3 protein-coding genes are annotated in these 4929 nt (G+C 63.8%); 1 reads left to right on the forward strand and 2 read right to left on the reverse strand.

Features of this window, described 5'->3' with window-relative positions; genetic code table 11:
- Positions 1-640: 640 nt before the first annotated feature.
- Both ettA and ACH107_RS29870 read right to left on the reverse strand, forming a co-directional pair.
- Positions 641-2296, reverse strand: coding sequence for an energy-dependent translational throttle protein EttA (gene ettA, locus ACH107_RS29865; RefSeq protein WP_412509342.1), 1656 nt, complete (start codon positions 2294-2296; stop codon positions 641-643).
- Positions 2297-2392: 96 nt separating this feature from the next.
- Positions 2393-3886 carry a putative bifunctional diguanylate cyclase/phosphodiesterase gene (locus ACH107_RS29870; RefSeq protein ID WP_412509343.1) on the reverse strand — a complete coding sequence of 498 codons (1494 nt, stop codon included), beginning with the start codon at positions 3884-3886 and terminating at the stop codon, positions 2393-2395.
- Between the two features lie 296 nt (positions 3887-4182).
- On the opposite strand from ACH107_RS29870, the gene ACH107_RS29875 reads away from it, so the two are divergent.
- The gene (locus tag ACH107_RS29875) at positions 4183-4785 is read left to right on the forward strand and encodes a nicotinate-nucleotide adenylyltransferase (RefSeq protein ID WP_412509344.1); all 603 of its coding nucleotides are present in this window, start codon (positions 4183-4185) and stop codon (positions 4783-4785) included.
- The last annotated feature ends 144 nt before the right edge of the window (positions 4786-4929 follow it).

Genomic DNA, 4929 nt, shown 5'->3' on the forward strand with positions numbered 1-4929 from the left:
CGGCTTACGCACCTGCCAGCATCACCCTACGATACAACATCTGGTGCGGTCGTCCGGTAACCGGAAATGCAACCCACCCACACAAAACGCGAAGAAGCCAAGCAAATGCGTCGAAATTGTTCTTCAGAAAGGTTTCAGCATAGTTCTCCGCCGTAGATTGGAGATCTGCAGGAATTCCAGCTTTTTTTTATCTCGTCCGAAATCAGGTCGGGATTGTCTTTGAGAGCTTGCAACAAGAAGCGTTTGAATGTTCGTTTATCCCTCACTATGGATCGGGTTGCCCGTGCAAACTGCCCCGCGTGGAAAGATAGCTCGTCACGTAGGAACTTTGTTCGTACCTCGATATGAGACAGTAGACTTGCAACTCTTTCAACTTCAGAAATTGGACCCGCTGGCCCGTTCCTTAGCTGGTTGACGATGTCGGTCGCTGAATCCTCGAAATCTGTTATGTTTTCGTCAGCGGTGTGATCGCCATTTTGAGAATAGAAGTGACGTTCTGCGCCGAAGTTTCGAGTCGAAGTCAGAAATGGTTCCTTGTCGATTGTGTAAACAAAAACTTGGACCTGCTTCTTCTTTCGATTGCCGAAGCCTCGTTGTAGGTGTTGCCAGACATGATGCTGGTTTATTCCACTCAAGCAAGCTACCTCGCAAACTTCTTGTGCTTCAGCCGCTTCGGCTCCAGCGCGTCGGCGCCCAGGCGGCGCTTCTTGTCTTCCTCGTAGTCCTCGAAGTTGCCCTGGAACCATTCGACGTGGGCGTCGCCCTCGAAGGCGAGGATGTGGGTGCAGATCCGGTCGAGGAAGAAGCGGTCGTGCGAGATGACGACGGCGCAGCCCGCGAACTCCGTCAGCGCGTCTTCCAGCGCGCGCAGCGTCTCGACGTCCAGGTCGTTGGTCGGCTCGTCCAGCAGCAGCACGTTGCCGCCCGATTTCAGCAGCTTGGCCATGTGGACCCGGTTGCGTTCACCCCCCGAGAGCAGGCCGACCGTCTTTTGCTGGTCGCCGCCCTTGAAGTTGAAGGCGCTGCAATAGGCGCGGGAATTCATCTGGGCGTCGCCCAATTGGATGATCTCGCCGCCGTCGGAGATTTCCTCCCACACGGTCGCGTCGGGGTTCAGGGCGTCGCGGCTTTGATCCACGTAGGACAATTCGACGGTGTCGCCGTACTCCACGCTGCCCGCGTCAGGGTCTTCCTGCCCGGTCAGCATCTTGAAGAGCGTGGATTTGCCCGCGCCGTTGGGGCCGATCACACCGACGATGCCCCCCGGCGGCAGCGAGAAATCCAGGTTTTCGACCAGCAGCTTGTCGCCCATGGCCTTGGTCAGCCCCTCGACCTCGATCACCTTGCCGCCCAGGCGCGGGCCGTTGGGGATGATGATCTGGGCGCGGGCCAATTTCTCGCGCTCGGACTGGTTGGCCAGTTCCTCGTAGGCCTGGATACGGGCCTTGGACTTGGCCTGCCGGGCCTTCTGGCCCTGCTGCATCCATTCCAGTTCGCGTTCCAGCGTCTTCTGCTTGGACTTGTCCTCGCGGGCTTCCTGCGCCAGCCGCTTGGCCTTCTGTTCCAGCCAGGACGAATAGTTGCCCTCGTAGGGGATGCCCGACCCGCGGTCGAGTTCCAGAATCCAGCCGGTGATGTCGTCGAGGAAGTAGCGGTCGTGGGTGACGATCAGGATGGTGCCCTTGTAGTCGATCAGGTGCTGTTGCAGCCAGGCGATGGTCTCGGCGTCCAGGTGGTTGGTCGGCTCGTCCAGCAGCAGCATGTCGGGCGCTTCCAGCAGCAGCTTGCACAGGGCCACGCGGCGCGCCTCGCCCCCCGAGAGGGTGTCGGGCGTGGCCGCGTCGGGGGGGCAGCGCAGGGCCTCCATCGCCACGTCGATCTGGGCGTCGAGGTCCCACAGGTTCTGGGTGTCGATCTCGTCCTGCAACTGCGCCATCTCGTCGGCGGTCTCGTCCGAGTAATTCATGGCCAGCTCGTTGAAGCGTTCCAGCTTGGCCCTCTTCTCGGCCACGCCTTCCATGACGTTCTCGCGGACGGTCTTGCCGGGGTCGAGCTGCGGCTCCTGCGGCAGGTAGCCGACGCGGGCGCCCTCGGCGGCCCAGGCCTCGCCGGTGAACTCGGTGTCGAGGCCCGCCATGATGCGCAGCAGGGTGGATTTGCCAGCGCCGTTGACGCCGACAACACCGATCTTGACGCCGGGCAGGAAGGACAGGCGGACGTTTTCGAAGCACTTCTTGCCGCCGGGATAGGTCTTGGAGACGCCATCCATGTGGTAGACATATTGATAAGACGCCATGACGCACCCCCTGTAACGCGTTGCGGATATACCTGGGGTCGATAACGGCTCGGGCGTGGGGCTTCAACTGCCGATCGGCGCGCCTCTAGCCCGAGATCATGCGCAGCGGCGGTGATCGTTCGTGGCGGGCAGCCAGTGGTGCAGATCCTCGGGGTGCAACGGGCGCGAGATCCAGAACCCCTGCACCGTGGTGCAGCCCATGTTGAGAAGGGTATTCGCAGTCTGGCTGTCCTCGACCCCTTCGGCCACGATGTTGAGCCCGAGGTCATGGCAAAGCTCGATGATCTTCCCGGCGATCTTTGCCGCCGTCTCGTCGCGTAGGACATTCCGGATGAGGCTGCGGTCGATCTTGACGCCCGTGACGGCCAGTTCGGCCAGATGCGCCAGACCGGCATAGCCGACGCCGAAATCGTCGAGATAGACCTTGAACCCCGCCTCATGCAGGTCGCGTATGGTCGCTGCATGCACGGAGTTTTCGGTGACCTCGCCGAAGCTGGTGGTCTCGAGCACCTCGATCGCCACCTGGTCGCGGGACAGACCTCCGGCGTCGGTGCCCCGGACAAGGCGGTTCACGAATTCGGGGTGCGACAGAAGGCTGCCGGAGGCGTTGAACGCGACGGTCAGGCCATCGTGCCCGCCCGCCTCGAGCAGGCGCTTCTGTTCCAACGCCTTGCTCATGGAGCCCAGGTCGAGCGCAGCCATCAGGCCCAGCTCGTCGGCGATCGGCAGGAACTCGTCCGGCCCGATGGTGCCCGCCTCGGGGTGGGTCCAGCGGACAAGGGTCTCGAACCCGACGACAGATTGGCTGCGCAGGTCGAACACCGGTTGGAACACATGATCGAGCGTCGCGCTGTCGATGGCTTCGGCAAGGTCGCTGGCGCGCTTGGCCTTGACACGGTGGCGGCGGTGCAGAGCCTCGTCGTAGATTGCGGCCCCGGCGCGGCCCAGATGCCTGGCTTCTTCGAGAGCAAAATCGGCCTGCCGCAGCAGGCTGTTCGGGTCCCTCTCGCCCGGTAGTGAGAGCGGTGCGTCCATGCTGCAGCTTGTCGGGATCGGCCGGTCGCTCCGGTCCGGCGGCGCGGCCACGCTGCGGCCGATACGCCCGGCGATCTCGCGCAGGTCGCCGGGGGCGCGGCTGTCCGGCAGACCGGCGACGAATTCGTCGTCGCCGATGCGGGCGACCATAGCCCCGGTCCCGACCTCGGATTTCAGGGCGTGGGTCACATGTATCTGGGCGGACTCCGCAGCGGAATGGCCAGGCGTATCATTGGCCGGAATCTTGCGGTGCGTTCCGAACTCATCCGTCTCGAAATTTGCAGACAGCAGAATGACCAGCCGGTCGCGGTAGCTGTCCCGAATCCGGCGCAGTGGCGGCAGTTGCGCGGTCGCGCTGTCAAAGCTGTCGAGGTCGACCATGACGTAGTTGATGTCGGGGTCGGCCGTCAGGGCCTGTTCCAGCGCCTCGTAATCCTGAACGTGCGGCACTCCCGTCGCGTCCTGTTCGTGGATTTTTTGCGTGCTAGGCACGCGGATCGCGCGGTTGGTGAGCAGGATGCAGCGGGCATCCGGGCAATCGTAGGCGGAAAACATTACAGGTACCCCAAACCGTGGCATCGGATGGCCACGGGAATAGCAAATATTTCGTTTACCACGCCTCTAAACATGATCAGGGGGAAGTGCATGAAAACTATAGTGTCTACCGCGAACCCGGAGGATAGACGGCCACCCTTTCGAAGCTCGCGGCGTTCGCTGCGCGCCCGTCGCAAGCCTGCTGGCAGCTGTCTTCTGCGAATAAAGCCCTTTCCTTTCCAACATCGGCAATCAAGGGGGCATTGAAACGGCCGTCGCTTGCCAAGCCCCCGGCACCGGCGTAAAGCCCGCGCGTGATGCGTGCCGAGCTTCCATATGCCCGGGTCGGGCAGGTGATCGGGTTGCTGGGTGGGTCTTTCGACCCGGCCCATGGTGGCCACGTCGACCTGACCCGGGCCGCCCTGCGCAGGTTCGGCCTGGACAGCGTCTGGTGGCTGGTCTCGCCGGGCAACCCGCTCAAGGCCGACGGCCCGGCACCGCTGGGCCAGCGCATGGAACGGGCGCAGGCCGTGATGCGTCACCCGAAGGTCACGGTGACGGATGTCGAGGCCCGGATCGGCACGCGGCGCACCGCGCAGACGATGGCGCAATTGCAGGCGCTTTACCCGGGGGTGCGCTTTGTCTGGTTGATGGGGGCCGACAACCTGGCCGATTTCCACCGTTGGGGCCACTGGCGCGAGATCATGCACCGGGTGCCGGTGGGGGTCATCGCCCGCCCCGGCGACCGGATTTCCGCGCGGCTGTCGCGCGCGGCACGGATCTACCGCGCGCAGCAGCTCTCGGCGCGGGCCTCGATCCTGCTGGGGCGGGCCGAACCACCGGCCTGGTGCTTCGTCAACATGCCCATGAACGCCCAGTCCTCGAGCCGCCTGCGCGCCCGCGGCGCCTGGCAGAGATAGGCGGTTGCCCCTGCGGACGACCCCGGCCTAGGCTGCGGCCATGAGGGCACAGGTGACACGGCGCGGCCTGCTGGGCGGCCTGATCGGAACCATAGGCGGGGCGGCGCTGGCCGACCCGGTCACCACCTCGCTGCGCCCGCGGCT

The sequence above is a fragment of the Roseovarius halophilus (ex Wu et al. 2025) genome (genome assembly GCF_047086965.1).

What these genes read in the sequence shown, in the direction of transcription:
- ACH107_RS29870 (WP_412509343.1), bottom strand. Translation starts at nt 3,886, where the DNA reads ATGTTTTCCGCCTACGATTGCCCGGATGCCCGCTGCATCCTGCTCACC.
- ACH107_RS29875 (WP_412509344.1), top strand. Translation starts at nt 4,183, where the DNA reads ATGCGTGCCGAGCTTCCATATGCCCGGGTCGGGCAGGTGATCGGGTTG.
- ettA (WP_412509342.1), bottom strand. Translation starts at nt 2,296, where the DNA reads ATGGCGTCTTATCAATATGTCTACCACATGGATGGCGTCTCCAAGACC.